The 26,464-nt window shown below is 67.9% G+C and carries 27 protein-coding genes; 20 read left to right on the top strand and 7 right to left on the bottom strand.

What is annotated here, in order from left to right; genetic code table 11:
- Positions 1-24 precede the first annotated feature (24 nt).
- Positions 25-2,634 (top strand): magnesium-translocating P-type ATPase, encoded by a 2,610-nt coding sequence (gene mgtA, locus ACEWX3_RS17900; RefSeq protein ID WP_374157221.1) that lies wholly within the window; start codon positions 25-27, stop codon positions 2,632-2,634.
- A gap of 10 nt (positions 2,635-2,644) precedes the next feature.
- On the opposite strand, the gene ald is transcribed toward mgtA, so the two are convergent.
- Positions 2,645-3,760, bottom strand: coding sequence for an alanine dehydrogenase (ald, locus tag ACEWX3_RS17895; RefSeq protein WP_152516753.1), 1,116 nt, complete (start codon positions 3,758-3,760; stop codon positions 2,645-2,647).
- 105 nt (positions 3,761-3,865) lie between these two features.
- Here ald and ACEWX3_RS17890 point away from each other — a divergent pair, with 105 nt between their 5' ends.
- A complete protein-coding gene (locus ACEWX3_RS17890; protein ID WP_152516754.1) occupies positions 3,866-4,381 on the top strand; it encodes an Lrp/AsnC family transcriptional regulator in 516 nt (171 codons plus the stop codon).
- A gap of 81 nt (positions 4,382-4,462) precedes the next feature.
- Here ACEWX3_RS17890 and hypB read toward each other — a convergent pair whose 3' ends face one another.
- Positions 4,463-5,290, bottom strand: a complete 828-nt coding sequence (hypB, locus tag ACEWX3_RS17885; protein WP_374157220.1) for a hydrogenase nickel incorporation protein HypB — start codon at positions 5,288-5,290, stop codon at positions 4,463-4,465.
- Positions 5,283-5,657: a hydrogenase maturation nickel metallochaperone HypA gene (locus ACEWX3_RS17880; protein WP_207068009.1), complete on the bottom strand. Its 375-nt coding sequence runs from the start codon at positions 5,655-5,657 to the stop codon at positions 5,283-5,285. Before ACEWX3_RS17880 ends, hypB begins: the two co-directional genes overlap by 8 nt.
- Before the next feature lie 170 nt (positions 5,658-5,827).
- Here ACEWX3_RS17880 and hypF point away from each other — a divergent pair, with 170 nt between their 5' ends.
- Genes hypF through hypE form a run of 4 tightly spaced genes read left to right on the top strand, consistent with a single transcriptional unit; the run spans position 5,828 to position 10,659 of the window.
- Positions 5,828-8,185 carry a carbamoyltransferase HypF gene (gene hypF / locus ACEWX3_RS17875; RefSeq protein WP_374157219.1) on the top strand — a complete coding sequence of 786 codons (2,358 nt, stop codon included), beginning with the start codon at positions 5,828-5,830 and terminating at the stop codon, positions 8,183-8,185.
- Positions 8,158-8,454, top strand: a complete 297-nt coding sequence (locus ACEWX3_RS17870; RefSeq protein ID WP_207068007.1) for a HypC/HybG/HupF family hydrogenase formation chaperone — start codon at positions 8,158-8,160, stop codon at positions 8,452-8,454. The genes hypF and ACEWX3_RS17870 overlap by 28 nt, the downstream gene beginning before the upstream one ends.
- Positions 8,451-9,584 (top strand): hydrogenase formation protein HypD, encoded by a 1,134-nt coding sequence (hypD, locus tag ACEWX3_RS17865; RefSeq protein WP_221363364.1) that lies wholly within the window; start codon positions 8,451-8,453, stop codon positions 9,582-9,584. The genes ACEWX3_RS17870 and hypD overlap by 4 nt, the downstream gene beginning before the upstream one ends.
- On the top strand, positions 9,577-10,659 hold the full coding sequence (hypE, locus tag ACEWX3_RS17860; protein WP_207068005.1) for a hydrogenase expression/formation protein HypE: 1,083 nt from the start codon (positions 9,577-9,579) through the stop codon (positions 10,657-10,659). The genes hypD and hypE overlap by 8 nt, the downstream gene beginning before the upstream one ends.
- Positions 10,660-10,714: 55 nt before the next feature.
- Here the strand turns inward: hypE and ACEWX3_RS17855 are convergent, their stop codons facing one another.
- Complete coding sequence (locus ACEWX3_RS17855; protein ID WP_374157218.1) at positions 10,715-11,776, bottom strand: AraC family transcriptional regulator; 1,062 nt, start codon at positions 11,774-11,776, stop codon at positions 10,715-10,717.
- Between the two features lie 236 nt (positions 11,777-12,012).
- Between ACEWX3_RS17855 and ACEWX3_RS17850 the strand changes: the two genes are divergently transcribed.
- The 10 genes from ACEWX3_RS17850 to ACEWX3_RS17805 all read left to right on the top strand — a co-directional run bounded on the left by ACEWX3_RS17850 (position 12,013) and on the right by ACEWX3_RS17805 (position 21,372).
- Entirely contained in the window at positions 12,013-12,573 is a 561-nt protein-coding gene (locus tag ACEWX3_RS17850; RefSeq protein ID WP_221363361.1) for a DUF1641 domain-containing protein, read from the top strand.
- Between the two features lie 92 nt (positions 12,574-12,665).
- On the top strand, positions 12,666-13,631 hold the full coding sequence (locus tag ACEWX3_RS17845) for a hydrogenase (RefSeq protein WP_163674343.1): 966 nt from the start codon (positions 12,666-12,668) through the stop codon (positions 13,629-13,631).
- Between the two features lie 35 nt (positions 13,632-13,666).
- Positions 13,667-15,277: a nickel-dependent hydrogenase large subunit gene (locus ACEWX3_RS17840; RefSeq protein ID WP_207068002.1), complete on the top strand. Its 1,611-nt coding sequence runs from the start codon at positions 13,667-13,669 to the stop codon at positions 15,275-15,277.
- A 76-nt stretch (positions 15,278-15,353) separates the two neighbouring features.
- Positions 15,354-16,127, top strand: a complete 774-nt coding sequence (locus ACEWX3_RS17835) for a hydrogenase maturation protease (protein WP_374159884.1) — start codon at positions 15,354-15,356, stop codon at positions 16,125-16,127.
- Positions 16,128-16,132: 5 nt separating this feature from the next.
- The gene (locus ACEWX3_RS17830; protein WP_374157217.1) at positions 16,133-16,396 is read left to right on the top strand and encodes a hypothetical protein; all 264 of its coding nucleotides are present in this window, start codon (positions 16,133-16,135) and stop codon (positions 16,394-16,396) included.
- Between the two features lie 58 nt (positions 16,397-16,454).
- The gene (locus ACEWX3_RS17825; RefSeq protein WP_374159883.1) at positions 16,455-17,672 is read left to right on the top strand and encodes a hypothetical protein; all 1,218 of its coding nucleotides are present in this window, start codon (positions 16,455-16,457) and stop codon (positions 17,670-17,672) included.
- The gene (locus ACEWX3_RS17820) at positions 17,669-18,529 is read left to right on the top strand and encodes a NifU family protein (RefSeq protein ID WP_374157216.1); all 861 of its coding nucleotides are present in this window, start codon (positions 17,669-17,671) and stop codon (positions 18,527-18,529) included. The genes ACEWX3_RS17825 and ACEWX3_RS17820 overlap by 4 nt, the downstream gene beginning before the upstream one ends.
- On the top strand, positions 18,526-19,734 hold the full coding sequence (locus ACEWX3_RS17815; protein ID WP_374157215.1) for an NHL repeat-containing protein: 1,209 nt from the start codon (positions 18,526-18,528) through the stop codon (positions 19,732-19,734). The genes ACEWX3_RS17820 and ACEWX3_RS17815 overlap by 4 nt, the downstream gene beginning before the upstream one ends.
- Positions 19,731-20,558: a hypothetical protein gene (locus tag ACEWX3_RS17810; RefSeq protein WP_221363358.1), complete on the top strand. Its 828-nt coding sequence runs from the start codon at positions 19,731-19,733 to the stop codon at positions 20,556-20,558. Before ACEWX3_RS17815 ends, ACEWX3_RS17810 begins: the two co-directional genes overlap by 4 nt.
- A gap of 133 nt (positions 20,559-20,691) precedes the next feature.
- A complete protein-coding gene (locus ACEWX3_RS17805) occupies positions 20,692-21,372 on the top strand; it encodes a GNAT family N-acetyltransferase (protein WP_374157214.1) in 681 nt (226 codons plus the stop codon).
- Here ACEWX3_RS17805 and ACEWX3_RS17800 read toward each other — a convergent pair.
- Together ACEWX3_RS17800 and ACEWX3_RS17795 are read right to left on the bottom strand one after the other, a co-directional pair.
- A complete protein-coding gene (locus ACEWX3_RS17800) occupies positions 21,350-21,739 on the bottom strand; it encodes a hypothetical protein (RefSeq protein ID WP_286183360.1) in 390 nt (129 codons plus the stop codon). The genes ACEWX3_RS17805 and ACEWX3_RS17800 overlap by 23 nt on opposite strands.
- Positions 21,740-21,759: 20 nt before the next feature.
- Positions 21,760-23,319 (bottom strand): HNH endonuclease signature motif containing protein, encoded by a 1,560-nt coding sequence (locus ACEWX3_RS17795; protein ID WP_374157213.1) that lies wholly within the window; start codon positions 23,317-23,319, stop codon positions 21,760-21,762.
- A 125-nt stretch (positions 23,320-23,444) separates the two neighbouring features.
- Between ACEWX3_RS17795 and dapB the strand changes: the two genes are divergently transcribed.
- The 4 genes from dapB to ACEWX3_RS17775 all read left to right on the top strand — a co-directional run bounded on the left by dapB (position 23,445) and on the right by ACEWX3_RS17775 (position 25,715).
- On the top strand, positions 23,445-24,182 hold the full coding sequence (gene dapB / locus ACEWX3_RS17790; RefSeq protein WP_221357271.1) for a 4-hydroxy-tetrahydrodipicolinate reductase: 738 nt from the start codon (positions 23,445-23,447) through the stop codon (positions 24,180-24,182).
- Entirely contained in the window at positions 24,179-24,649 is a 471-nt protein-coding gene (locus ACEWX3_RS17785; RefSeq protein ID WP_207067254.1) for a hypothetical protein, read from the top strand. The genes dapB and ACEWX3_RS17785 overlap by 4 nt, the downstream gene beginning before the upstream one ends.
- A complete protein-coding gene (locus tag ACEWX3_RS17780) occupies positions 24,649-25,101 on the top strand; it encodes a flavodoxin family protein (protein ID WP_207067255.1) in 453 nt (150 codons plus the stop codon). Before ACEWX3_RS17785 ends, ACEWX3_RS17780 begins: the two co-directional genes overlap by 1 nt.
- Before the next feature lie 152 nt (positions 25,102-25,253).
- Complete coding sequence (locus ACEWX3_RS17775) at positions 25,254-25,715, top strand: hypothetical protein (RefSeq protein WP_207067256.1); 462 nt, start codon at positions 25,254-25,256, stop codon at positions 25,713-25,715.
- Positions 25,716-25,719: 4 nt separating this feature from the next.
- Here the strand turns inward: ACEWX3_RS17775 and ACEWX3_RS17770 are convergent, their stop codons facing one another.
- The gene (locus ACEWX3_RS17770) at positions 25,720-26,457 is read right to left on the bottom strand and encodes a dienelactone hydrolase family protein (protein WP_221357270.1); all 738 of its coding nucleotides are present in this window, start codon (positions 26,455-26,457) and stop codon (positions 25,720-25,722) included.
- Between the last annotated feature and the right edge of the window lie 7 nt (positions 26,458-26,464).

Below are 26,464 nucleotides of genomic sequence, written 5' to 3'. Positions count from 1 at the left end.
TGTCCATTTCGAGAGCGTCCAGCCGTGACTACTGACCCGGTGCTCACCCGACCGGTCGCTGGGCTGAGCGCCGAAACGGTGGCCGCTGCCACTGCACCCCAGGTGTTGACGTGGTTGAAGAGCTCGACGAATGGATTGTCCGGCCGCGAGGCAGCTGATCGGCTGGCGAGATACGGCCCGAACGTGATCCATTCCCATCGAGTCAGCGCCGTCGCCATCCTGGCGCGGCAGTTCCGCAATGCGGTGCTCATCCTCCTGGTTTTAACCGCGATCGCCTCGTTCGCGCTCGATGACAGGCCAGACGCGATCATCATCGCGGTGATCCTCACAGTGAGCGCAGCTCTGGGCTTCGTCAACGAATACCGTGCTGAGAACGCGACCGTCGCCCTGCACGCACAAGTTCGTCACACCACGCTGGTACGCCGCGACGGAACCTTCGTCGACATCGACGTGACCCAGATTGTGCCCGGTGATGTCCTTCGTCTGTCGCTGGGTGCGGCTGTGCCTGCAGATGCGCGGCTGATCGAGACCTTGGCGTTGGAATGCGACGAAAGCATTCTGTCCGGTGAGTCGGCGGGAACGGAGAAATCTGCGGCTCCGGTAGCGGTCGGTGCCGGGCTGGTAGAGATGACCGACATCGCTTTCATGGGCACGATCGTCACTGGCGGTGAGGCCTTGGCGGTCGTCTACGCCACTGGCGCAGAGGCGCAGTTCGGTCGGCTGGCAACGGGATTGGGTGACAGGGCGCCTGAGACCGAGTTCCAGGTCGGTTTGCGCCGGTTTTCCTACCTCCTTGTCCAGGTGGCACTGGCATTGGTGGTGTTCATCTTTCTGGCCAACCTGATGCAACATCGCCCGGCGATCACCTCGGCGCTGTTCGCGCTGACGATCGCAGTCGGGATCACGCCTCAGCTGCTCCCTGCGGTGGTCAACAGCAGCCTGGCCACAGGGTCTCGCCGGCTGGCCAAGGTGAAGGTGTTGATCAAGCGTCTGGTCTGTATCGAAGACCTCGGAGACATCGACATCTTGCTCACGGACAAGACTGGCACCCTGACCGAGGGGCGAATCGGCTTGATCGACGCGGTGGATGTTTCCGGCGAACACTCCGACCTGGTCCTGCAGCGTGCCCTGTTGGCGTGCGACGTCGATCTAGGAGTCGGGGGTGCGGCAACCAATGCACTGGACTCCGCGCTCTGGAAGTACCAAGAGGCCCGACAGCTGGTTGGCGGCGACGTGCGCAGGCTGGCGTTGTTGCCCTTCGACCACTCGCGTCGGGCGACCTCGGCCTTGCTCGATGACAGGGGTGAACGTCTGCTGGTCACCAAGGGTGCGCCCGAACAGATTCTGGCCAGGTGCGTCGGTGTACCGAGCGCCGCCGAGGAGACGTTGGCCAACCTGTTCGCTGCCGGTCACCGCGTCGTCGCAGTGGCCGTCAAGCCTGCGCCCGGTCGTACCGAGATCGGGACGGGCGACGAGTCCGATCTGATGCTCGTCGGCTTCTGTGTCTTCGCCGACGAACCCAAAGCCGCTGCCCGTGAATCACTCGAACGGCTTGCAGCCTTGGGGATCGAGGTGAAGGTTGCGACCGGTGACAACGCCGTCGTGGCCGAAAGAGTTTGTGCAGAACTCGGCCTGGTGTCCAGGGGAACGGTCACCGGTAGCGCGCTCAATGGGATGAGTGAGGAGGAGCTGCGCGCAGCGGTCCGGGACAACACGATATTCGCTCGGCTCGCCCCGGAGCAGAAGGCCGCGTTGATCAAGGCTGCCCGACATAGTGGGCGGTCGGTCGGGTACCTGGGTGACGGCGTCAACGATGCGCTCGCGTTGCATGCCGCCGATGTCGGCATATCTGTCGACAGTGCCACCGACGTGGCCAAGGACGCAGCCGATGTGATTCTGTTGGAGAAGGATCTCGGTGTGCTCGCTACGGGGGTGGCTGAGGGGCGGCGCATATTTGCCAACACCATCAAGTACGTCTTGATGGGCACATCCAGCAACTTCGGAAACATGTTCAGCGCTGCGGCCGCTTCAGCCGTATTGCCTTTCCTGCCGATGCTTCCCAGTCAGGTGCTGATCAACAACCTGCTCTACGACACCTCGCAGCTCGCCATCCCGACTGACCGGGTCGACGACGAACAATTGCGCTCCCCGTCGCACTGGGACATCGCCTTCGTCCGCCGTTTCATGCTCATGTTCGGACCGATCAGCTCGCTGTTCGACTTTCTCACCTTCGGGTTCATGCTGGGCATCCTTCACGCGGGTGCGACCGAGTTCCACACCGGCTGGTTTCTGGAATCCCTGGCGACGCAGACGCTGATCGTTTTCGCCATCCGCACCCGCAAAGTCCCGTTTCTGCGGAGCCGGCCCAGCGCGGTGTTGACGGTGACGGCCCTGTCAGTGATTGGTGGGGGTCTGCTTCTCACCGTCGTTCCCGTCGGCCGGCATCTGGGATTCGTGCCGCTCCCGTGGCAGTTTTTCCTTGCGCTGGCCGTATTCCTCGGGGCGTACCTCCTGCTCGTGGAGGTCACCAAGAAGATGTTCTACGGCGAATCGCTTCGTGTGCTGGGCCAACCCCGTCGAGTCCGGGGTAGTCGCCACCGTATCCAGCGACGCGCCCGCCGCTTCAGCTTGTGAGGCTGGTTTCTCAGCGCAGCGCGTCCGCCGGATCGGTGAACGGCAGGTCCAGGTCTGCGGCGACCTGCTCGGACAGCAGAGCGCCCTCGTGGGTGGACAGGCCCTTGGCCAGCGCGGCGTCGGCGCGGCACGCGTCGCGCCAACCCTTGTCGGCCAGCTTGAGCACGTACGGCATCGTCGCGTTGGTCAGCGCGTAGGTCGACGTGCTCGGCACCGCGCCAGGCATGTTGGCCACGCAGTAGAACACCGTGTCGTGCACGCGGAAGGTGGGATCGTCGTGCGTGGTGGGGCGGGAGTCCTCGAAACACCCGCCCTGGTCGATCGCGATGTCCACCAGGACGGCACCGGCCTTCATCTCGGCCACGGTCGAATTCAGCACCAGCTTGGGGGCTTTGGCGCCGGGCACCAGCACCGCGCCGATGACCAGGTCGGCCTGCTTGACGGCGTCTTCGAGATCGAGCCGCGACGAGTAGCGCGTCTCGATGGCGCCGCCGTACTCGGCGTCGATCTTGCGCAGGATGTTGATGTTCAGGTCGAACACGGTGACGTGCGCGCCCATGCCCCAGGCCACAGCGGCGGCGTTGTCGCCGGCCATGCCGCCGCCGATGACCACCACCCTGGCCGGAGCGACGCCGGGCACCCCGCCCATCAGGACGCCACGTCCGCCCTGGGTGCGCATCAGGTGGTAGGCGCCGACCTGAGCGGAGAGCCTGCCCGCGACCTCACTCATCGGAGCCAGCAGCGGGAGCGCTCCGTCTGACGTCTGAACCGTCTCGTAGGCGATCGACGTGGTGCCGGAGGCCATCAGTGCGTCGGTGCACGGTTTCGAGGCGGCCAGATGCAGATAGGTGAACAGTGTCTGCCCTTTGCGCATCCGGGAGTACTCGGGCTCGATCGGCTCCTTGACCTTGAGCAGCAGCTCGGCGTCGGCCCACACCGCGTCGGCTCCGTCGACCATCTGGGCGCCGGCGCGGGTGAAATCGTCGTCCGTGATCGCCGAGCCCTCGCCTGCGCCGGCCTGGATCAGCACGTCGTGGCCGTGGCGCACCAATTCGGAGACGCCCGCCGGGGTGATCGCGACGCGGTACTCGTTGTTCTTGATCTCGGTCGGGATTCCGACACGCATGATCGCTCCTCGCGCTAGGTCAGGAAAACAGAAAAGTCCTTCAAAGTGTGAAGAACCCTCGGCTCTGGCGCAATATCAATGAGGATCATTCGCTAGAATCCAGACATGCCAGCAGAATCGTCGGCCGAGGGGTCTGGTCGATCGCAGCCTCCGAAGGATGTTCGGACCGTTGCTCTCGACGACACCGACCGTCGCATCCTCACCGCATTGCACGCCGACGCGCGGATGTCCAACAGCGCGCTGGCCGAACTGGTCGGCATCGCCGCGTCGACGTGCCACGGACGGGTGCGCCGGTTGCAGGAGGCCGGCGTGATCCGCGGCTTCTACACCGACATCGACCCGGCCGCGATCGGCCTGACGCTGCAGGCGATGATCTCGGTCAGCCTGCAGTTCAACGCGCGCGGCAAGATCCGCGACTTCATAGCCCAGATCCGGGCCAAGCCGCAGGTGATGGACGTGTACTTCCTGGCCGGTGCCGACGACTTCATCCTGCACGTCGCCGCGCGCGACACCGACGACCTGCGGGCGTTCGTCGTCGAGAACCTCAACGCCGACGCCGACGTCGCCGGGACGCAGACGTCTCTGATTTTCGAGCACCTGCGCGGTGCCTCTCCGCTGTAGCCGCACTCAGGCCCCGGCGGCGAAGTCGCACTCAGGCCCCGGCGGCGAAGCCGCACTCAGGCCCCGGCGGCGAAGTCGCACTCAGGCCCCGGCGGCGAAGCGCCGCAGCCAGGCGAACCAGTCGGCCATGCCCTCCCCGGTGCGGGCGCTGACCGCCAGCACGGTGGCGGTCGGATTCACCTGTCTGATCCGCTCGGTGTAAGTCGCGACGTCGGCGTCCAAGTACGGCGCCAGATCGATCTTGTTGAGCAGCACCACATCGACGGCGCGAAACATCACCGGGTACTTCAGCGGTTTGTCCTCGCCTTCGGTGATCGAGTACACCATTGCCTTGGCGTGTTCGCCGACGTCGAATTCGGCCGGGCACACCAGGTTCCCGACATTCTCGATGATGACGAGGTCCAGTGCATCCAGCTCGAGACCGGCAAGAGCGCGGTTGACCATCGGCGCATCGAGGTGGCATTCACCGCCGAAACCGTTGTCGGTGTTCAGCAGTGAGATCTGCGCGCCGCGTCCGGAGAGTCGCGCGGCGTCCAGGTCGGTGGCGATGTCTCCCTCGATGACCCCGACGGCCAGCTCGCCGGCGAGTTCGTCGAGGGTGGCAGCCAGCACCGTGGTCTTCCCGGAACCAGGCGAGCTCATCAGGTTCAGTGCGCGAATTCCGTACGATTCGAACGCTTCCCGATTGATCGATGCGCGGAGATCGTTCTCGGAGAAGATGGCTTGGAGAACATCCACCCGCTCGGTGGCGGTGGCGTAGCCGCTGTGGTCGCCGTGCTGATCGGTGTCGTCGTGCTTGTGCACGGTGTCGCCGGCGTGGCTGTGCACGAGGTCGCTGCCGTGGCTGTGCACGATGTCGTCATCGTGGGTGTGCACGGTGCCGTCATCGTGGCGATGAAACCTACCCACGACCAGCCCCGTGCTCGAGGACCTCGTCGTGGTTGCGCACATCGATCGACGTCACCAGGAACTCCTCACCACGTATCACCTCGACGGAGCCGCTGCCGCACACTGGGCAACACACCGAGAAGCGCGACGCGATGTCCGATGTCGCACCACAGGCGCCGCACTCCACAGCGGCGGTCACCGACTCGATCTGCAGCTCCGCGACCCCAAGCCCCTCATGGTCACGCACGATGCTCCAGCAGAAGAGCAGTGAGTCCGGGACCACCTGCCGCAGCGCACCCACCCGCACCCGGACGACCTCGACCGGTCGCCCCTCGGCATGCGACGTCACGACTCCGGCGATCGCATGACACAGCGACAACTCGTGCACATCCGCAGGGTAATCCTGCGACCACAGCCTGCGCAGGGTCCACGGCCAACGGAAAAGCGCAGACCTGTCTGCGAGATTGCGATTGTTGGGCCCCCGGGGGAGGGATAGCCTTGATCGGGCCGATCTGTGTCGACAGCCCACTGACGCAGAGCTGAGGAGACCCGCGCCCCATGAGCGCATGTGCGGAAACCGACGGTGTGGCCCGCGTCGCTGACACCGTGCGTCTCCGGCTGCGCATCACCGGCCTGGTCCAGGGCGTGGGGTTCCGCCCCGAGGTTGCCCGCATCGCCGCCGAACACGGGGTCACCGGCTTCGTGCTCAACGCCTCAGGGGCGGTGCACTGTGAATTCGAGGGCCCCGGCGAGCGGGTGGGTGCGGCGCTGTCCCGACTCCGCGACGCACCGCCGCCGCTCGCGCGCATCGACGCGATCGACGTCGAAACCACCGCGCCTCAGGGCGACACGACATTCGCGATCCGACACAGCGACGACGCCACCACCCCGTCGGCGCGCACCCTGGTTGCACCCGACATCGCCATCTGCGCCGACTGCCTGCGGGAACTGTTCGACCCCAGCGATCGCCGGTACCTGCATCCCTTCATCACGTGCACCAACTGCGGTCCGCGCTACACCGTCATCACCGATCTGCCCTACGACCGGCCCGCCACGACGATGGCGGATTTCGCGATGTGTCAGGCGTGTGCCGACGAATACGCCGACCCCACCGACCGCCGCTACCACGCCCAGACCATCGCCTGCCCGCAGTGTGGCCCGACGCTGAGTTGGCAGGGTCCGGGAGGCGGGCCGCCGGTGGCGGCGGCTGCCGAAGCGCTGCGTGGCGGGTCGATCGTCGCGATCAAGGGCATCGGCGGCTACCACCTCGCCTGCCGCGCCGACGACGACGAAGCGGTGGCGACGCTGCGTCAGCGGAAGAACCGGCCCGCCAAACCCTTCGCGGTGATGACCGCCGACATCGAGGGCGCCCGGCGCGTCGCCGAGGTGAACGCTGCCGCGGCCCGCTCGCTGAGCGGACCGGCCGCCCCGATCGTGCTGGTGCCGGTGCGGCCCGGAACGCTCAGCGCACTCGTGGCACCCGGCCTGCGCGACGTCGGGGTCATGGTGGCCTATTCGCCGGTGCACCATCTGCTGTTCGCAGCGCTCGGTGGCGGTGCGCTGGTCATGACGTCGGCCAACCAGGGCGGCTCACCCATCGTGTACCGCGACGGCGACCTCGACTGGATCGAGGGCCTCGCCGACGCGGTGCTGACCCACGACCGGCCGATACACGTGCCCTGTGAGGACTCCGTTGTCGCGATCGACGACGACGGCGCCGAGTTGCCGGTACGCCGATCACGCGGCTACGCGCCGCTGCCGGTCGGGTCGGGAGGCACGGCGGGGAACCGGCCGACCGTCCTGGCCACCGGTGGCGACCTGAAGACCACCTTCGCACTGACGGGCCCCGACGGGCGCGCGCACCTGTCCTCCCATCTGGGTGACATGGCCGATCCCCGGACCCAACAGTGCTTCACCACTGCTGTCGAGCACCTGGCGTTCATGACCGGACGCCACCCCGAGCTCGTCGCCTGCGATCTGCACCCCGGCTACGCGACCAGCCGGTGGGCGCAACGACGGGGCGGGCGCGTGCGCGCCGTTCAGCACCACCACGCCCACGCGGTGGCGCTTCTGGCTGAACACGGCCGCCTCGGCGACCCGGTCATCGCCGTGACCTACGACGGCACCGGATACGGCACAGACGGGACGATCTGGGGTGGCGAGCTGCTCGCCATCAGCGACCCGACCAGGTTCACCCGGGTCGCTCACCTCGTACCGTTCGCACTGCCCGGCGGCGACGGAGCGGTGCGCCAACCCGCCCGGATCGCGGTGGACCTCATGCTCCGTGCCGGGGTGACCGGCATCGACGACCTGCCGCCCGCCGCCGCGATCGGGGCTGACGGCATGAACATCCTGACCCAACAGCTCAGCCGGCAGCTCGGATGCGTTGCGACGACCAGCATGGGCCGGCTGTTCGACGCGGTGGCCAGCCTGCTGGGGGTATGTCAGAACGTCAGCTACGAAGGGCAGGCCGCGGTCGAACTGGAACACCTCGCCCGTACCGCGCGGCGGCGCCCGACATTGGATTTCGCGTGGGACGGCGCGGTCCTCGACCCGGCGCCGGTGATCGCCGCCCTGGCAGCCGGGATGCGCGCCGGCGCCGACCGTGCCGGTCTGGCGGCGGCGTTTCACGACTCAGTCGTACGAGCCACCGTGCGGGCGGCCGCCGACACAGCCGTCGCAGCGGGCATCACCACGGTGGGGCTGACCGGAGGTGTGTTCGTCAACCGTCTGCTGTTGACCGGCATCGCTGCCGGCCTGCGGGCGTGCGGGCTCGAGGTGCTCACCCATCGGGTGGTGCCCTGCAATGACGGAGGTTTGGCACTCGGGCAGGCGGCGGTCGCCGCGGCCTCGTTGTCGGAGTGGGTCGAAAAAGAAAGGAGCGGCCAGTGTGCCTCGGAATCCCCGGCAAGGTGATCGAGATCTGGGAGGAAGCGGGGACGCGGATGTCGACCGTCGAGTTCGGCGGCACGACCAAGACCGTCTGCCTGGCCTACCTTCCCGACATGCAGGTCGGTGAGTACACAATCGTGCACGCGGGTTTCGCGATCACCCGCCTCGACGAGGTGTCGGCCAACGAAACGTTGCAGATGTTCGCCGACCTCGGCGTGCTCGACGAGGAGCTGGCCGGTGAGCAGCCCGACCGTCACGACACCCCGGGGAACATGAAGAGGAATTCGGCATGAAGTATCTCGACGAGTTCCGCGATCCGGAGGCGGCCAAGACCCTCGTCGACGCCATCACGCGCCGAGCCACCCGGACCTGGACGGTCATGGAAGTATGTGGCGGGCAGACCCATTCGATCATCCGCAACGGCATCGACCAGCTGCTGGCCGGAGCCGTCGAGTTCATCCACGGCCCGGGCTGCCCGGTCTGCGTCACTCCGCTGGAGATGATCGACCGCGCCCTCGAGATCGCGGCGCGCGACGACGTCATCTTCTGCTCGTTCGGCGACATGCTGCGGGTTCCCGGCAGCCGTCGCGACCTGTTCGGGGTTCGTGCCCGCGGAGGCGACGTCCGCATCGTGTACTCGCCGCTCGACGCCACCCGGGTGGCCGCCGACAACCCGGACAAGCAGGTGGTGTTCTTCGGGGTCGGGTTCGAGACCACCGCGCCGGCCAATGCGATGGCCGTCGTGCACGCCGAGCGGCTCGGGCTGACGAACTTCTCGATGCTGGTGTCGCACGTCCTCGTGCCCCCGGCGATGAGAGCGATCCTGTCCTCGCCGACGAACCGGGTGCAGGGCTTTCTGGCCGCCGGTCACGTGTGCTCGGTGATGGGCACCGGCGAGTACGGTCCGTTGGTCGACGAGTTCGGCGTGCCCATCGTGGTGACCGGTTTCGAGCCGCTGGATCTGCTCGAAGGGGTCCGACAGGTGGTCGAGCTGTTGGAGTCGGGCACTCCCGAACTCCGTAACGCCTACCCGCGTGCGGTCAGCGCACAGGGCAACACGGTGGCACAGCAGACGCTGGCCGACGTCTTCGCCGTCACCGACCGGCAGTGGCGCGGCATCGGATTGATTCCGGCATCGGGATGGACCCTATCGCCGCGTTACGCCGCCTTCGACGCCGAACGCCGGTTCGGCGTCGGCGACATCCGGGTGGCCGAATCGGACCAGTGCCGTAGCGGAGAGGTGCTGCAGGGTCTGCTCAAACCCCACGAGTGCCCGGCGTTCGGCCGGGCGTGCACACCGCGTACACCGTTGGGCGCCACCATGGTCTCCAGCGAAGGCGCGTGCGCGGCCTACTACCAATTCCGCCGGCTGGCGGCGGCCGAGAGCGCGGCATCGCCGACAGCGAGCGCCGCGCATGCCTGAGCAGCCGGTCACCGTCGACCCCGCCGACTGGGTCTGTCCGCTGCCGCTGCGCGAGACCGGGCGGGTCGTGCTGGGCCACGGCGGCGGGGGAGTGCTGTCCGAGGAGCTCATCGAGAACCTGTTCATGCCGGCGTTCGGATCGGCGGCCGGCCCGGCCCGTGACTCGGCGCTGCTGGACGTCGGTTCCGGCCGCGTCGCGCTGACCACGGACTCGTATGTGGTGCAGCCATTGTTCTTCCCGGGGGGCAACATCGGCCATCTCGCGGTCCACGGCACCATCAACGATCTGGCGTGCAGTGGCGCGCAGCCGGTGGCCCTCACCGCGGGTTTCATCCTCGAGGAAGGACTCGAGCTCGACGTGCTCGGCGCGATCGCCTCCACCATGGGGCGGGCCGCTGAAGAGGCCGGCGTGTCGATCGTCACCGGCGACACCAAAGTCGTCGGAAAGGGCAGCGCCGACCAACTGTTCGTCAACACCGCCGGCGTCGGCGTCGTACCGCCCGGTGTGCACATCGGGCCCGAACGTGCCCGCCCCGGTGACGTGGTGATTCTGTCCGGCCCGGTCGGCGAGCACGGGGTGGCGATCCTCAGCGTGCGTGAGGGCATCGACTTCGGCACCGAGGTGCGCACCGACAGCGCGCCGCTGCACCGGCTGGTCGCGGCGATGCTCTCCGGTGCGACCGAGGCGGGCGACCCGGGGGCGGTACACACGTTGCGTGATCCCACCCGCGGTGGGCTCGTGGCGTCGCTCGTCGAGATCGCGCGTGCCGCTGCGGTCGGCGTCGAGATCGACGAGGCCGCTGTGCCGGTGCCCGATGCCGTTGCGTCGGCCTGCTCGTTTCTCGGGCTGGACCCCCTGCAGGTCGCCAACGAAGGCAAGATCGTGGCCTTCGTCGACCCGGCCCACGCAGACGCGGTGCTCGCCGCGATGCGCGGCCGACCCGAAGGCGCCCAGGCAACCGTCATCGGCCGCGTGGTCGGCGACCATCCGGGCATGGCCGTGGCGCGCACCGCCTTCGGCACCACCCGGGTCGTGGAACGCGAGCTCGGCGAGCAGCTGCCCCGCATCTGCTGAGACAGCGTGTCGTCGGCGACGCTCGTCAGCGCCGCAGTGTCGTCGGCGACGCTCGTCAGCGCCGCAGTGTCTCCGAGGGGGCCTCGCCCCAGCGCTTGCGATACTCCACGGCGAAACTGCCCAGGTGGTGAAAGCCCCAGCGTTCCGCGACCGCCGTCACCGTCACCCCGTCGGAGGGGATGGCATCGGTGAGTTCCTCGTGCACCCGCTCCAGCCGCCGCTCGCGCACGAACGCCATCGGGGACATGCCCAGTTCCGCACGGAACCCCTGCTGGATGGAGCGCACGCTCATGTGCACCTCACGAGCCAGCGATTCCATCGTGATCCGCTCGGCCAGATGACCGTCGATGAAATCCATCGCCTGCTGGATGACGGTGCGCCGGGGGTCCGCCGACACCGGTTGGGTGAGGTCGGCGTGGTAGTTCGATGGCTGGAGATGCAACAGGCTGCTCATCACCAGTTCCTCGACCGAGCTGATACCGCGTCCCTTCTGGATCAGTGAACCCGCGTGGTACACCTCGGTGTGCACCAGCTGCACGGCGGCATGCCAGCGCATCGCGGCCTCGGTGGCCAGGTCGAAGTCGGGATCGAACACCAGCGGCTTGACCAGGTTGCGGCCGATCAGCCGGGTGACGTGGGCGGTCATCGCCTGCTGCTCGATGCGGATCAACAGCTGCGGGGCGTCGAGCCCCAGCTCGATCCGTAACGGTGTGCCCGGGCTGGAGACCAGCGAGCGCATCGTGTTCGCCTGGAAGGTCGCCGCCGGATGGTGAACGGTGGCAACCCCGTTGAGGGGCATGTGCACCGCGAAGTACCGACCGGACTCGGGGATGTCGATGGTGGCCGGCACGTGCAGGTCCAGGTAGAGCATGCTGACATTGCGCAGCCGCACCCCGTGCATGGTGGCCGCGAAGCCGCCGGCGTCGGCGGGGTCGACCGTCAGTGTCAACGGCGTCAACGCCCGCCCGAGCAGCCGGGCGGCTTTGCCCACGTCTTCGGTGTAGAAGATCTCATGGGCGGTGAGCGCCGGCGGCACTCCGCGCGAGCGCACCTTGCGTCGCACCGGATCGCTGGTCCGACGGATGTCGATGTAGCCCAGCCGCGTCAACCGAGACATCAGTGCGACCGCGTTCCCGCCCGAAGGTAGGGAAGGCTAACTTTGGTGGCGGGGAACCGAATTCGAGGCGGCAACACAAGGCTCCTGACGGACGGGCTCGTTTCAGCGTAGCCATCTCTGCGCAATCCTGATAGCTGTTGCGCGAAAGCGATAGGCACGGCGCCGCCCGCGCAGTACGTTGGGCGCAACAGCCACATCCCCCGCGCAGCAGGGGATCCCGCCCCGGGAGGTATCGGATGGGCGCCAGCGGTCAGGCAGCAACACCCGTCCTGGATTCGGTGAACGGCGCCGGTCCCGCCGACTCCGTGCGCGACCGTCTCGATGATCCGCGCGTCGCCGAGGCGCTGACGACGTTGCTCGACCACGCCGACCTGCTGGCGGTGCTGGTCAGCGGTCTGGACGGATTCGTCCGCCGCGGTGACGACATCACCGCCAATCTCACCTCGGCGTGGGGGGAACTCAGCGGCTCCAGCGAGCAGATCCCCGGCCTGGCCGCGCTGCGCGAGGTCGACCTGACCGAATTGTCGGCCAGCCTGGCCGTGCTCACCGGTGGACTGGTGAAAGCGACCCCGGCGATCAACACGCTGCTGAGCTCGTCACTGACCGACCCCAGGGGCGCCGAGGTCGTTGCCGCCCTGGGAGATGCGCTGGTTTCGGCGCGCTCATCGGTACCCGCGCCGCCCCGTGGGCTGCGCGGGCTCTGGTCGACGCTGCGCGGTGCCGCGAAAGACCCGGACGTGACGCGCGGGCTGGCATACCTGATCGAGGTCGCCCGCGCCTTCGGCCGCAGGGTCTGAGCTTTCCGGTCACTGAAGTGACCCCCCGACAACCGAATTGACAGCCCACCGCACCGGAGGCCGACGCCGCCGGTGAGTCGAGAGGAGTCTCCATGGCATCGGTGCTCTGGTTCCAGGGCGGCGCGTGCAGCGGCAACACGATGTCGTTTCTCAACGCCGACGAGCCCAACGTCGTCGACCTGATCGTCGACTTCGGTCTCGACCTGGTGTGGCATCCGTCGCTGGGTCTGGAGTTGGGTAAGAACGCCCAGAAAGTCTTCTGGGACTGCGCCAACGGCGAGCGACCCCTGGACATCTTCGTCTTCGAGGGGTCTGTCATGGAGGCCTACGACGGGCGTACGGACATGTTCGCCGACCGGCCGATGAAGGACTGGGTCACCGATCTGGCCGCCGCCGCGCAGATCGTGGTCGCGATCGGAGACTGCGCATGCTGGGGCGGCATCCCGGCGATGGAACCCAATCCGTCGGGGTCCACCGGTCTGCAGTTCCACAAGCGGGAGAAAGGCGGCTTCCTGGGGCCGGATTTCCGATCCAAGATGGGCTTGCCGGTGATCAACATTCCCGGTTGCCCCGCCCACCCGGACTGGATCACCCAGATTCTCGTCGCGCTCGCCACCGGCCGCGCCGGTGACATCACCCTCGACGACCTGCACCGGCCGGAGACGTTCTTCAAGACGTTCACCCAGACCGGCTGCACCCGGGTGCAGTTCTTCGAATACAAACAGTCCACGATGTCGTTCGGCGAGGGCACCCGAACAGGTTGCCTGTTCTACGAATTCGGCTGCCGGGGACCGATGACGCATTCGCCGTGCAACCGCATCCTGTGGAATAGGCAGAGCAGCAAGACCCGCGCCGGCATGCCGTGCATCGGTTGCACCGAACCCGAGTTCCCGCACTTCGACCTCGCGCCGGGCACCCTGTTCAAGACCCAGAAGGTCAGCGGGATGATCCCCAAGGAAGTGCCGGAGGGGACCGACCATCTCACGTACATGGGCCTGGCGGCGGCGGCCCGGATCGCAGCGCCGCAGTGGTCCAAAGAAGACATGTTCGTCGTTTGAGACCGGATGGGCTCGAACAGAAAGGGACTCCTGGCATGACCGATCAGCTCGACCTCTTCGTCAGCCCACTGGGGCGCGTGGAGGGTGATCTCGACGTCCGCGTCACCATCGAAGACGGCGTGGTCACCTCGGCGTGGACCGAGGCGGCGATGTTCCGCGGCTTCGAGATCATCCTGCGCGGCAAAGACCCTCAGGCCGGGCTGGTGGTGTGCCCGCGCATCTGCGGCATCTGCGGCGGCAGCCACCTGTACAAGTCGGCGTACGCCCTGGACACGGCGTGGCGTACCCACATGCCGCCCAACGCCACGCTGGTCCGCAACATCGGCCAGGCATGCGAGACGCTGCAGTCCATCCCGCGGTACTTCTACGCGCTGTTCGCGATCGACCTGACCAACAAGAACTATGCGAAGTCGTCGCTGTACGACGAAGCAGTGCGCCGGTTCGCTCCCTACGTCGGCACGAGTTATCAACCGGGCGTGGTGTTGTCGGCCAAACCGGTCGAGGTGTATGCGATCTTCGGCGGCCAGTGGCCCCACTCGAGCTTCATGGTGCCCGGTGGAGTGATGTGCGCGCCCACGTTGTCGGACGTGACCCGATCGATCGCGATCCTCGAGCACTGGAACGACGCCTGGCTGGAAGGTCAGTGGCTGGGCTGCTCGGTGGACCGGTGGCTGGAGAACAAGACGTGGAACGACGTGCTGGCGTGGGTGGACGAGAACGAGGCGCAATACAACAGCGACTGCGGTTTCTTCATCCGCTACTGCCTCGACGTCGGGCTGGACAAGTACGGCCAGGGCGTCGGCAACTATCTGGCCACCGGCACCTATTTCGACCCGACGCTGTACGAAAACCCCACCATCGACGGACGTAACGCCGCACTGATCGGGCGTTCCGGGGTGTTCGCTGACGGCCGGTACTACGAGTTCGACCAGGCCAACGTCCGCGAGGACGTGACGCACTCCTTCTACCAGGGGGACCGGCCGCTGCACCCGTTCGACGGTGAGACCATCCCGATCGACCCCGAGCAGGGTCGCAAGCAGGGCAAGTACAGCTGGGCCAAGTCTCCGCGCTACGCCGTCGGCGACCTGGGCAACATCCCGCTGGAGGCCGGTCCGCTGGCCCGGCGGATGGCCGCCGCCGGCCCCAACCCCGCGCCGCACCAGGACAACGACCCACTGTTCGGCGACATCTACAACACGATCGGGCCGTCGGTCATGGTGCGGCAGCTGGCCCGCATGCACGAGGCGCCGAAGTACTACAAGTGGACCCGGCAGTGGCTGGACGCCCTCGAACTCAAGGACAGCTTCTACACCAAGCCCACCGAATACGCCGAGGGCCGCGGGTTCGGCTCCACCGAGGCGGCTCGCGGCTCGCTGTCGGACTGGATCGTCATCGAGGACTCCAAGATCAAGAACTATCAGGTCGTCACCCCGACCGCGTGGAACATCGGGCCGCGCGACGGCTCCGAGACGCTCGGCCCCATCGAACGGGCCCTGGTCGGTTCGCCGATCGTCGACGCCGAGGATCCGGTCGAGCTCGGTCACGTGGCCCGCAGCTTCGATTCGTGCCTGGTGTGCACGGTGCACGCCTACGACGGCAAGACGGGACGCGAGCTGAACAAGTTCGTCATCAACGGGATGGTGTGACCTGCCCTCACCACGGGTGAACCCCACGACCAGCAACCCGGCGGCTACCCTCCAGCCGCCGGGTTGCGACGTCGTGATCATCGGGTGCGGCAACCTGCTGCGCGGCGACGACGGGGTGGGACCGGTGCTGGTCCGTCACCTGTGGGAGCGCGGGGTACCCGATGGCGCGAAGTTGGTCGACGGCGGCACGGCAGGCATGGACGTGGCGTTCCAGATGCGCGGGGCCGGCAGGGTGGTCATCATCGATGCCGCGGCCACCGGATCGGCACCGGGCACGGTCTTTCGCGTACCCGGTGAGGAATTCGCCGAACTTCCGCCGCTGCAGGGTCTGCACACCCACTCGTTTCGCTGGGACCACGCGATCGCATTCGCGCGCTGGGCACTCGCCGACGACTGCCCGAGCGACATCACCGTCTTCCTCGTCGAGGTCGCCGGCGTCGAGATGGGTGCTGAACTCTCCGAACCGGTCGCCGCGGCCATGGAGCAGGTCATCGACATCGTCGAGCGGGATTTCCTGGCGCCGCTGCGTCCGGCCGGGCACGCCGCGGCGACCGTCGAGTTCACCGCGGACGGATATCTGCGTCTCGATGCCGCGCTGGCGGCGGCCCGGTTTCCCTCCGACGCCGTGACGGCCGTGGTGCGCGACGGCACGTTCTGGCTGATTCCGCTGCGCGGGCCCCGCAGCGGGGGATTGCTGCTCAAACAGCGCAATCCCGCCGGGGACCGGTCGGTACTCGTCAGTGAGCTGCTGAGGGAGACCTCACTTCAGGGCGTTTTCCAGGCATTCTGGGACGATGACCACGCCGCGCTGCGCATCCCGGTTTCCGGCGACGAGGAGCGGGAACGGTGATCGCCATGAGTGATCACCGAAACCCGTTTCCGAGCGACAGGCCGCCGACCACGGTCCGCGCCGAAAGTTCCGCCGATGAGGCCCGCGACGTGGACACCGTGGTGGTCCACGAGCGGGGGCACTGGGCCGTCGACATCGTCGTCGTCTTCGACGACGGGGTGGTGCGCAAACGGATCGCCACCCACCGCACCCGGGGGCGGGCCGAGCTGGCCGCAGATCTGATCAAACGCGCCGCCGAGCGCGACTTGAAGGGACCGTTATCGGGATGAATCTCGTGGGAGGGCCGTGACCGACACCGTCGCCGATGTGTCCGAGGACACCGGCACCATGCTTGCCGCGCGTCCGCAGCCGCTGGGCGCGTTCGGCCTTCCCGCCGGATACCTGCTCATCCCGGCGGGCCACGACACCGAAGCCGCCCGAACCGCGCTGGTCGATGGCCGGCTTCCCGAGCAGTGGCCGGACCGGCTCGAGGCGTACCGCCACGCCCTCGCCGGTGACCGGGACAGTGCCCTGCACGCCCTGACCGGCGACGACCCGGTGTCGCGCTACAACAGATTCGTTCTCGATCCCGACCAGGCCGACCCCGCCGCGATCCGCGCCGACCTCGGAGAGTTCGCCGTGCTGGTCGACGTGGTGCTTTTCGCCCTGGGGCGTACCGACTCCGCGCCCGAGCTCGACGGGCACGACGGAGAGATCGCCGCGATCGTGCTGGCCGCGCAGGCCTCGGCGGCGCTGGCTGACGGCAACCCCGCCGCGGCGGTGCCGCTGCTCGACCGCGCCGCCGAACTCGCGGCATCGGTGAGCAGACCCCTGGCCGGCGTGCTGGCCGGTGCCGCGGCCGGGGTGTGCCGCGACGTCGAGGACCCCTCGGCTCTGCAACGTCTCGAGCGGGCTCTGAGTCTGCTCGAGGACGCCGATGCGTTGCGTGTCGCGCGCGCTGAACTGCATCTGAGCGCGGCAGGGATCCTGCACGAGCGCGCCGCGCAGCGCCCCGAGCTGCTGCCCGCCACCGTTCCGCACTACCACTCCGCGCTGCACTTGATCCGGCGTGAGGACGCACCGCTGTTGTGGGCCTCCGCGCACGCCGATCTCGCCACCGCCTACCTGACCATGCCGATGGTGGAAGCGTCGAGCCAATTGAGGTTGGGCATCGCCGCGCAATCCCTGCGGCAGGCGCTGACCGTATTCACCCGCGACGAGCATCCGCAACGCTGGGCCAGCGTGCAGCTGAACCTGGCCAACTCGATGGTCTACACCCCCTCCAAACACCGTCAGGAGAACTTGGTCGAGGCGGTCGAGATCTACGAAGCGGTGCTGCAGTCGCGCGACCGCGACGGCGATCCGCTGGGCCGCGCCCGGGTGCTGGCGAATCAGGGCAACGTTCTCGCGCATCTGGGCCTGTTCGACCAGGCCAAAGCGAAGCTCTACGAGGCCCGGTTCCTGTTCGAGGACGGCGGCGACACCGACTCGGTACGCACGGTTCGCGACATCCTCGACGAGGTGGCCCGCCAGACGGCCCTCGATCGCGGCGAGGAGGCACGATGACCGACCTGCAGGAAGGGGCCGACCTCGAGACGCTGGCGCGCCGCGTCGACGACGCGCTGGCCGCCGTCGCCGGACTGGATCCCGCCGCCCGCACAGCCGCCGAAGAGCTCAAGGCTGCGCTGGAGGAGATCCACCGGGCCGGGCTGGTCACCATCGTGACGCGAATGCGCGCCGACGACGCGGCGCGGCCACTGTTGTTCGACCTCGTCGACGACCCGGTGGTGCGCATGCTGCTCACGCTCCACGGCATCATCCGCCCCGACCCGGTCACCCTGGCTGAACGGGCGCTGGCCGCGGTACGTCCCCAACTGCACAGTCACGGCGGCGACGTCACGCTCGACCGTGTCGCCGACGGCGTCGCGTTCGTTCGTCTGGAAGGCGCGTGCAACGGCTGCTCGATGTCCTCGGTCACGCTCCGCGAACTGGTGGAGAGTGCGCTGCTGCAGGCGGTTCCGGCGATCAGCGCGGTCGAGGTACTCCCCAACGAGCCCACGCCGACGATCATTCCGATCGAGTCGGTGTCGTTCCGCCGCGCCGCCGACCCGGAGGCCGAGGGCTGGGTGCGGGTGGCCCGCGCCGACGCGGTCCCGGTCGGCGAGGTCAGTGTGCACGGCCCCGATGTCCTCGTCGTCAATGTCGATCAGCGGCTGTCGGCCTACCGCAACGAATGTGCTCACGAGGCACTGCCCTTGGACAATGCCGTGTTGGATGTGTCGGCCGGGACACTGACCTGTCCGTGGCACGGGTTCTGCTACGACGCGTCGTCCGGGGAGTGTCTGTCCGCCCCCGGTGTGCAGCTCGAACAACTGCCGCTGCGGGTCGAGGATGGAGATGTCTGGGTGCGGGTCGGCCCATGAGCCGGTACACCGTGCGCCACAGCGTGAATGGCCGTGCAGGCGGACGGACGGGCCCAGCCGGCGCGCTCGCCGTGCTGACCGATGAGCACAGCGGTGGATGGGAGCCTCGTACCTGGCTGGGCGCCCCCGCGCCCGGCGGGTTGGCGCTGCCGCAGGCCTCCCCGAGCATGGCGTGGATGTATTCGCCGCGCGGGGTGTTCCTCGACGACTCTCATGTGGTGGTGGCGGACTCGGGCAACCATCGGGTGCTGATCTGGCACGGTGTTCCCGAGTCCGACGAGCAGCCGGCCGATGTGGTGCTCGGCCAGCCCGACGGGACGTCGGAAGGGCGGGCCGCGGGCGGGCGGGGCCCCGAGCGGGGGATGAACCTCCCCACCGGAGTCGCCGTCATCGGTGGACGTCTGATCGTGGCCGACGCGTGGCATCACCGCATCCTGGTCTGGGACGAGGTGCCGCAGCGCAACGACGTAGCACCCGATGTCGTTCTCGGACAGGCAGATTCGACTGCGGTCGAGCCGAACGCGGGCGAGGAGTGTTCGGCGTCGACGCTGTACTGGCCGTTCGGGTTCGCGCTGCTGGGGCAGCGGTTCTGGGTGGCCGACACCGGTAACCGCCGGCTGCTGGGCTGGTCCGGCGGAATTCCCGAGCCCGGCCAGCCCGCCGACATCGTGTTGGGTCAACCCAGCGAACATGCGCGGGAGGAAAACCGCGGAGAGGCGGTCGGACCGGCGAGTTTCCGGTGGCCGCACGCGGTCACCGGCACCGACGAACTGCTGTTGGTCGCCGACGCCGGTGATCACCGGGTGCTCGGTTGGTCACCGCATCCCGGCGGTGACGCACCGGCTGATTCAGTCCTGGGGCAGCAGGACTTCTCGTCGGCCGACGAGTGGCCGTACGGCCCCCACAGCGGGGACCGGTTCCGGTTTCCCTACGCCGTTGGACTCGACGACGGGCGGCTCGCCGTCGCCGACACCGCCAACAACCGGGTGCTGCTGTGGGATGAGCTGCCCTCGGAGCCACTCGGTGGGCGGCCCGCCGACCATGTGCTGGCGCAGCCGGATTTCAGCTCCAATGGAGAGAACCGCTGGGCGCTGGTCGGCCGTGACACGCTGTGCTGGCCCTACGGATTGAGTCTGCACGGTGACCGCTTGGCGATCGCGGACTCAGGCAACAACCGCGTGATGGTGTGGGAGCGGCGTCGATGAGGCCCCGAATAGTCCAGACCGACGACCAGATCGGGTTCGCTTGGGCGACGGTCGACGGGCGGCCGACGTCGCTGCTGGAGCTTGTCGAGGCCGACGAGGAACCGGACCGTCTGGCCGCCACTCACCTGTCCGCGCTGGACGACGCCCTCATCGATGCGGCGCGCCGGTTCGGCGACGTACTCGGGGGTGGACGGCGGCCGTCACCGGTCGAGCGTGACGTACTCGCCGAGCTGTACTGCAGCCTCGACCGGCTGTGCCTGGACTACGCGCGGGCCGCCGACAGTATGGGGTTGGTTCCGGATGTGCGCGCCGGACAGATCGTCGGCACCGCCGCGCTGATGTCGATCCTGGCCCGTCAACCGCTGGGCCTGCTGGGCCCCGCACCCCTCGACGGTGAGCTCGACGAGCCGACACTCGGGGTGGTGGGCGGCTTCGGAGACATGGTGCAGGTTGATCCCGCCCGCCCGTGGAAGGGCGGACGATGGGTGCTGCGCACCGAGGACGGCGCACGGCTACCGCTGACTCTGGCCATGCTGTTGTTCGACAGTTCGGGCGTGAACCGGGACGCCGCCCGCCGCGAGCACGCTGAAGCGCTGGCGCGGGTCACCGCAGCCGCGGGCGATGCGCAGGCCGACCGGTTCGACATGGCCTGCGCGTTGGACTGGCTGCTCTACGACTGGCTGATGGCGCACCGCGTGGACGCGGACAGCGCCGAGATCGTGGTCCCGAAGGACCGGGAAGACGATGCCGCCGTCGTCGTGGCAGCAGTGGCCGCCTCGGTCGCCGCCCGGGCGACTTTCGACCCCGCGTTGGGCGGTCGATGACGGTTCGCGGGAGATAGCGAACCGAGGGCTGAAAGTTACCGCGGGCGTGACGGACGGCGGCCGATAACGGACCGTTGGCGATAACCGACCGCGGGCGATAATCAGTTCAACTACCGGGGCGCGGTGTGTTGCCATGGCTGTCATGGTGTCGACGATTTGGCCTTTGGCGGGCCTGGAAGTGAGGACGCCCTCGGTGACGCTGCGCTACGTCACCGACGATCTGGGGTTCGCACTGGCGGAACTGGCTGCGCAGGGCGTTCATGACCGTGCGACCATGCCGTTCACCAGGCCCTGGACCGACGTCGCCGCGCCGGAGCTGCAGCGCAACACCCTGCGGTACTACTGGCGCTCGCGCGCTGAAACGACTGTCGATCATTGGGATCTACATTTCGCGGTGCTCGTGAGTGGTGTCGTCGTCGGTATGTGCTCCATCGCGTCTGACCGCTTCCCAGTCCTTCGCAGTGCCGAAACCGGATCGTGGATCGGGCGCGCGTATCAGGGGCGCGGCATCGGTCGCGAGGTGCGTCAGGCAGCGCTGCACATGATCTTCCGCGGGTTGGACGCAGACCACGCGACCACCGGCGCCTGGCACGACAACGTCGCGTCGCTCGCGGTCACCCGGTCGCTGCCCTATCTGCAGACCGGCACGTCAGTTCAGCCCCGGCGGGGGTCGCCGGACCGCATGCTGCATTTCGCGATCAGCCGTGCTGATTGGCAACGCGTCGCTCGGGACGACATCGAACTCGTCGGTATCGATGCCGTCCGCGCGCAACTGGAAACGAGGCGAAACGTCAGGGGAGCGTCGTCAACGTGACGTTGTGCAGCGCGATCGCCACATCGCTGGGCAGGATGTCCACGAAGGTGGGAGCGTCGCGCTGCGCGGCACCGGTACCGATGATGTTGCCCGGAGACGTTCCCGCACAGGGGAAATCACTGCAGCGTAGCCAGAATCCCGGGGGACTCTGGTAGGGCTGCATGCTCGGTGACTGGTCGACCCGGTATCGGCCGGGCGGGATGAAGGACGTCGCCCACCCCTCTCGCGGCTGAGTGGTCACGCCGAACACCCCGTTGCTGCCGTATACCGGTACGGCAGCGGCCGGCGCCGCGGCGAACAGCGCAGTGGTGAGCACGCCGGCTCCCAGCACGGAAAACGACGTCGGCCACCGGTCATCAATACGCATGTTCTCGAGGTTAGCCGCGGCTACGGGTCGTCGTCCGCGTCTTCACCGTTCGTGCTCTCGCTTCCCGCACCTTTGTCGTCGTTTCCCGCGCCTTCGTCGGGGATGAGGTAGCGCTCGGGGTGGTGGTAGTTGTTGATGCGGGTTTGGCCGGTGTCGAGGGCTGGGGGTGGGTGCCATTCGGTGCGGCCGTCGGGGCGTTTGCGGGTGGTCCAGCCGCCGTTGGTGGCGGCGCGGTTATCGGGGCCGCAGGCGAGGGTGAGGTCGTTGATGTTGGTGTGGCCGTTGTCGTTCCAGTCGGCGACGGCGTGGTGGGCTTGGGTGTGGTAGCCGGGGGTGGTGCAGCCGGGGCGGGTGCAGCCGCGGTCGCGGTTGAGCAGCACGATGCGTTGGGCGGGGGTGGCGAGGCGTTTGGTGCGGCCGAGGTAGAGCGCTTCGTTGGTGTGTTGGTCGTAGATGGCCAGGTAGTGGTGGGCGGGGGTGGCCATCCTGATGAGGTCGGCCATGGGTAGCAGGGTGCCGCCGGCGGTGACGGCGTGGGTGGTGCGGCCTCCCAGGCGTGGTCCGGTGCCGGTGATGTCGACGCCGGCGGCGCGGCTGAGTTCCTGCAGGGTGGTGGAGACGATGACGGTGACGGGCAGCCCGTTGTGGGTGCCGAGTTGGTTGGAGGACAACAGCATGCGGGTCATGGCCAGGAAGGCGTCGTGGTTGCGTTGGGCGGTGCTGCGGGTGTCGTTGCGGGTCTGAGGGCCCGTCGGTGTCTCGGCGGCGTGGTCGCTGGCGCCGGCCTGTCCATTTGTCGGTTCCTGCGGGCTGCCGCTGCCGGTGCTGCCGGTCTCGGTGTCGGTGTCGGCGGGGTGGCTGTTGCTGGGGTTGTGGTCGGGGTGGGGGGTGCCGGGGGCGGCGAGTTTGGCGGCGAGGGCGTCCCAGCAGGCGCGGGCTTCGGGGGTGAGGTAGCCCGAGATTCTGCTCATCCCGTCGGGTTGTTGGCGTCCGATGGTCAGGCCGCGTTTGCGGTGTTGTTCTTTCTCGTCGGGCACGGGGCCGTCGGGGTCGAGGGTCAGGGCGAGTCGTTGGGCGGCTTGGCGGAGTTGGTCGGGGTCGAGCCCGCAGGCCGAGCGGGCGAGTTGGGTTTCGGCGTCGGCGCGGGTGCCGACGTCGATCCAGTGGGGCAGGGTGCGGAAGAACTCGGCGATGGTGTCCAGGTGGGCGGGTCCGATGCGGCCCTGGGCTTGGGCGGCGGCGACGTGATTCCAGTGTGGGGGGAGGGGTTGGCCGTCGAGGGAGCGGCGGGGGCCGAGCATGTGGGTGTCGCGGATGGTGCGGGTGGCTTCGGTTTTGGACAGGCGCAGGGCGATGGTGAGGATGTCTTCCCAGGATTTGGCGCCCAGGGTTTGGGGTTCGGTTTCGGTCATCAGCCGGGCCAGGATGGGGTGTTGGACCGCGGGTAGGGACCAGCTCAGGGTTTTGATGTCGTTGAGCAGGGCGATCAGTTCGGGGTGAGTGAGAGTGTCGATGGGTGCGGCGGCCAGCTCGGCGATGCCGTCGCGGATCGCGGCGACTGCGCTGCCTACTTCACTCATGTATCGAACACTAGTTCGATACCCCGACAGGTCCGCCCGCGGATGTGGCCACAGAAACCACAGTGACAAAAGAGGTTTCAGAGGTCACCCCGAGCGGAGCCGACTGCGGACGTTAGGGTTGAACCATGCGAGTCGGAGTGCTGGGCGCCAAGGGCAAGGTCGGCGCCGCCATGGTGGCCGGAGTCGAGAGTGCGGAAGATCTGACGTTCACCACCGGCGTCGACGCCGGCGACCCGCTCGCGGCGCTCACGGAGACGAACACCGAGGTCGTCATCGATTTCACCCATCCCAGTGTGGTGATGGACAATCTGAAGTTCTGCATCGACAACGGCGTTCACGCCGTGGTCGGCACCACCGGGTTCACCGATGAACGGTTGGACCAGGTGCGCCGATGGGTGGCCGACAAGCCCGACGCCTGCGTGCTCATCGCCCCGAACTTCGCTATCGGTGCGGTGCTGTCGATGCACTTCGCCGCCCAGGCCGCGCGGTTCTTCGAGTCGGTCGAGGTCATCGAACTGCACCATCCGTACAAGGCCGATGCTCCGTCCGGGACCGCAGTGCGGACCGCCAAGCTGATCGCCGAAGCGCGAAAAGAGCTGCCGCCCAACCCCGACGCGACGAGTACCGGGCTCGACGGGGCCCGGGGCGCCGACGTCGATGGTGTCCCCGTCCATTCCGTCCGGCTGGCCGGTCTCGTCGCCCACCAAGAGGTGCTGTTCGGTACTCAGGGTGAGACGCTGACGATCCGGCACGACAGCATCGACCGCACCTCGTTCGTTCCCGGCGTCCTACTGGCGGTCCGCCGGATCCAAGAGTTCCCCGGACTCACGGTCGGTATCGAACCGCTGCTCGATCTGTCATGAGCGAGGGCGGACGCGCGGTGCGGATCCAGCTGCTGATCGGCTTCATGTGCGTCGCGCTCATCGCCTATTTCTTCCTGTTGTGGCGCATCGCGTGGGCGTTCATCTCCTCGGGGGAAGCCGCCGCCGTCGGGCTGGGACTGGCCCTGATGATCCTGCCGTTCATCGGCTTGTGGGTCCTGGTTGCGACACTGCGCGCCGGTCTCGCCCACCAGCGTCTGGGCCGGATCATCCGGGACGAAGGGCTCGAACTCGACGTCAGCGCCCTCCCGAGAATGCCGTCGGGCCGCATCCAGCGCGACGCCGCGGACGCACTGTTCGCGACGGTGCGCGCCGAACTCGAGGCCGACCCGGACAACTGGCGCCGCTGGTATCGATTGGCACGTGCGTACGACTATGCCGGCGACCGCCCGCGTGCTCGCGAAACCATGAAGAAGGCCGTGCACATGGAGGAGCGGAGTTCTACCTGATGGCCCGTCTGCTGATCATTCACCACACGCCGTCGCCACACTGTCAGGAGATGCTCGAGGCTGTCGTCGCCGGAGCGACCGATCCCGAGATCGAGGGGGTCGAGGTGCTCCGGCGCCCGGCACTGACGGTCGCGGCGGCCGAGATGCTCGACGCCGACGGCTACGTTCTCGGCACGCCGGCCAACCTCGGCTACATCAGCGGTGCGCTCAAGCACGCATTCGACACGTCGTACTACCAGATCCTCGATGCCACACAGGGGCGCCCGTTCGGGCTCTGGCTGCACGGCAATGAGGGAACCGAGGGTGCGCAACGGGCTGTCGACGGCATCACCGCAGGTCTGGGGTGGGTCAAGGCATCCGACACCGTCGTGGTTGCGGGCAAGCCGAGCAAGGACGACCTCGAAGCGTGCTGGAACCTCGGGGGGACCGTCGCGGCGCATCTGATGGGTTGACAGCGCTCAGTCCGCCGAAGCTGTGCGCAGGGCGATCTGGAAGTCTTCCGCACCTGGCTCGGTACATTGCTCCTTGGCGCGGTCGTGCTCGTCACCATCGCCGGGGTCGTCGGCGCCACGCAGTTTCGCTGACCGCTCGACCAAGGAGTCTCATGCCCGGTCTCGCCGAAATCGCACTCGCCGGAGCGCCTATCGCCGGAGGCGCGCTGCTGGGCGCAGCCGCGGGGAACATCAAGCCGCCCGACATCCGAGCGATCATCACCAAGGATCTCGACCTGCTCGACCGCATCCCCGCAGAGCAAGTCGAGCGGCGTGCCCGGCTGCAGCGCAGCATCGATCAGCGCATCGACAGCCTCATCGATGCGACGGACAAGAGCCGGGAGCTGCGAGAAGCCGCGTCGCGCTACACCGGCTTCGGCGGTTGGAAAGACGTGCTGATCCTCGTCACCACCGTGCTGTTCACCATCATCTGGTGGCACGTGGACCATGCCCGCACCAACTGGTTGCTGATGTTCATCGTGCTCATCGCGGTGAACATTGCGGTGCTCGGTTACATCGTGCGCGATGTACGCAATGCATTCGCGCGGACCGGCAAGACGGGCCGACACGGATAGCCGGTCAGCCCAGATGGGCGGCGAAGAACCTCTGGGTCGCCTCCCAGTGGCGCTGAGCCGCCGCCTCGTCGTACGGCGCGTTGTCGGGGACCGCGAAACCGTGCAATGCCGGGTACCACTCGATCGTGTGCCGCACCCCGGCCGCGGTCAGGGCCTTGTCCAGAGTTTCACCGTCCTCTGTGGTGAACGACCGGTCGTCCTGGGCGGCGCCGACGTAGACGGCGGCCTGGATACGGTCGGCGAGCAGATGGGGGCTGGCGGGATCGTCGGCGACCAGGCCGCCGCCGTGGAAGGACATCGCTGCGGCGTCCCGTTCGGGCAACCGGCCCGCCACCATCAGTGACGTTCGACCGCCCATGCAGTATCCGGTGGTGCCGAAGGCCTGGTCGCGCACCTCGGCGCGCGCGTCGAGGTAGTCGAAGAACGCGTCGGCGTCGGTGGTCATGCGCTCGGGCGTCACCGAAGAGATCATCGCGAACAGCCGCTTGCGTTCGGCGTCGTCGGAGAACACCGTCGCCATCGAGAACGGCGCCCAGTCTCCTTCCCGGTAGTACACGTCAGGGACGAGCACCGCGTAGCCGTACCCGGCGAGGTTGTCGGCCATCGCCCGGAACGTCGGGCGCGCCCCTCCGGCGTCCGGGTACATCACCACTGCGGGCCAGGGGCCCTCTCCGTCCGGGGTGTGCAGTGTGACGGGGCAGGCGCCGTCCGCCGTGGTGACGGTGTCGGAGATGCTCGGCATGGGTTCC

The sequence above is a fragment of the Mycobacterium sp. G7A2 genome (assembly GCF_041902445.1).
In the GTDB taxonomy this organism is placed as follows: domain Bacteria; phylum Actinomycetota; class Actinomycetes; order Mycobacteriales; family Mycobacteriaceae; genus Mycobacterium.
The sequence above is the reverse complement of the archived record's forward strand: the minus strand, read 5'-3'. Positions and strand labels throughout refer to the sequence as shown.

Excerpts from the sequence above, each read along its gene's own strand:
- ald (WP_152516753.1), bottom strand. The coding sequence starts at position 3,760 with ATGCGTGTCGGAATCCCGACCGAGATCAAGAACAACGAGTACCGCGTC.
- ACEWX3_RS17890 (WP_152516754.1), top strand. The coding sequence starts at position 3,866 with ATGCCAGCAGAATCGTCGGCCGAGGGGTCTGGTCGATCGCAGCCTCCG.
- hypF (WP_374157219.1), top strand. The coding sequence starts at position 5,828 with ATGAGCGCATGTGCGGAAACCGACGGTGTGGCCCGCGTCGCTGACACC.
- hypD (WP_221363364.1), top strand. The coding sequence starts at position 8,451 with ATGAAGTATCTCGACGAGTTCCGCGATCCGGAGGCGGCCAAGACCCTC.
- hypE (WP_207068005.1), top strand. The coding sequence starts at position 9,577 with ATGCCTGAGCAGCCGGTCACCGTCGACCCCGCCGACTGGGTCTGTCCG.
- ACEWX3_RS17855 (WP_374157218.1), bottom strand. The coding sequence starts at position 11,776 with ATGTCTCGGTTGACGCGGCTGGGCTACATCGACATCCGTCGGACCAGC.
- ACEWX3_RS17850 (WP_221363361.1), top strand. The coding sequence starts at position 12,013 with ATGGGCGCCAGCGGTCAGGCAGCAACACCCGTCCTGGATTCGGTGAAC.
- ACEWX3_RS17845 (WP_163674343.1), top strand. The coding sequence starts at position 12,666 with ATGGCATCGGTGCTCTGGTTCCAGGGCGGCGCGTGCAGCGGCAACACG.
- ACEWX3_RS17840 (WP_207068002.1), top strand. The coding sequence starts at position 13,667 with ATGACCGATCAGCTCGACCTCTTCGTCAGCCCACTGGGGCGCGTGGAG.
- ACEWX3_RS17830 (WP_374157217.1), top strand. The coding sequence starts at position 16,133 with ATGAGTGATCACCGAAACCCGTTTCCGAGCGACAGGCCGCCGACCACG.
- ACEWX3_RS17825 (WP_374159883.1), top strand. The coding sequence starts at position 16,455 with ATGCTTGCCGCGCGTCCGCAGCCGCTGGGCGCGTTCGGCCTTCCCGCC.
- ACEWX3_RS17820 (WP_374157216.1), top strand. The coding sequence starts at position 17,669 with ATGACCGACCTGCAGGAAGGGGCCGACCTCGAGACGCTGGCGCGCCGC.
- ACEWX3_RS17815 (WP_374157215.1), top strand. The coding sequence starts at position 18,526 with ATGAGCCGGTACACCGTGCGCCACAGCGTGAATGGCCGTGCAGGCGGA.
- ACEWX3_RS17810 (WP_221363358.1), top strand. The coding sequence starts at position 19,731 with ATGAGGCCCCGAATAGTCCAGACCGACGACCAGATCGGGTTCGCTTGG.
- ACEWX3_RS17805 (WP_374157214.1), top strand. The coding sequence starts at position 20,692 with ATGGCTGTCATGGTGTCGACGATTTGGCCTTTGGCGGGCCTGGAAGTG.
- ACEWX3_RS17800 (WP_286183360.1), bottom strand. The coding sequence starts at position 21,739 with ATGCGTATTGATGACCGGTGGCCGACGTCGTTTTCCGTGCTGGGAGCC.
- ACEWX3_RS17795 (WP_374157213.1), bottom strand. The coding sequence starts at position 23,319 with ATGAGTGAAGTAGGCAGCGCAGTCGCCGCGATCCGCGACGGCATCGCC.
- dapB (WP_221357271.1), top strand. The coding sequence starts at position 23,445 with ATGCGAGTCGGAGTGCTGGGCGCCAAGGGCAAGGTCGGCGCCGCCATG.
- ACEWX3_RS17785 (WP_207067254.1), top strand. The coding sequence starts at position 24,179 with ATGAGCGAGGGCGGACGCGCGGTGCGGATCCAGCTGCTGATCGGCTTC.
- ACEWX3_RS17780 (WP_207067255.1), top strand. The coding sequence starts at position 24,649 with ATGGCCCGTCTGCTGATCATTCACCACACGCCGTCGCCACACTGTCAG.
- ACEWX3_RS17775 (WP_207067256.1), top strand. The coding sequence starts at position 25,254 with ATGCCCGGTCTCGCCGAAATCGCACTCGCCGGAGCGCCTATCGCCGGA.
- ACEWX3_RS17770 (WP_221357270.1), bottom strand. The coding sequence starts at position 26,457 with ATGCCGAGCATCTCCGACACCGTCACCACGGCGGACGGCGCCTGCCCC.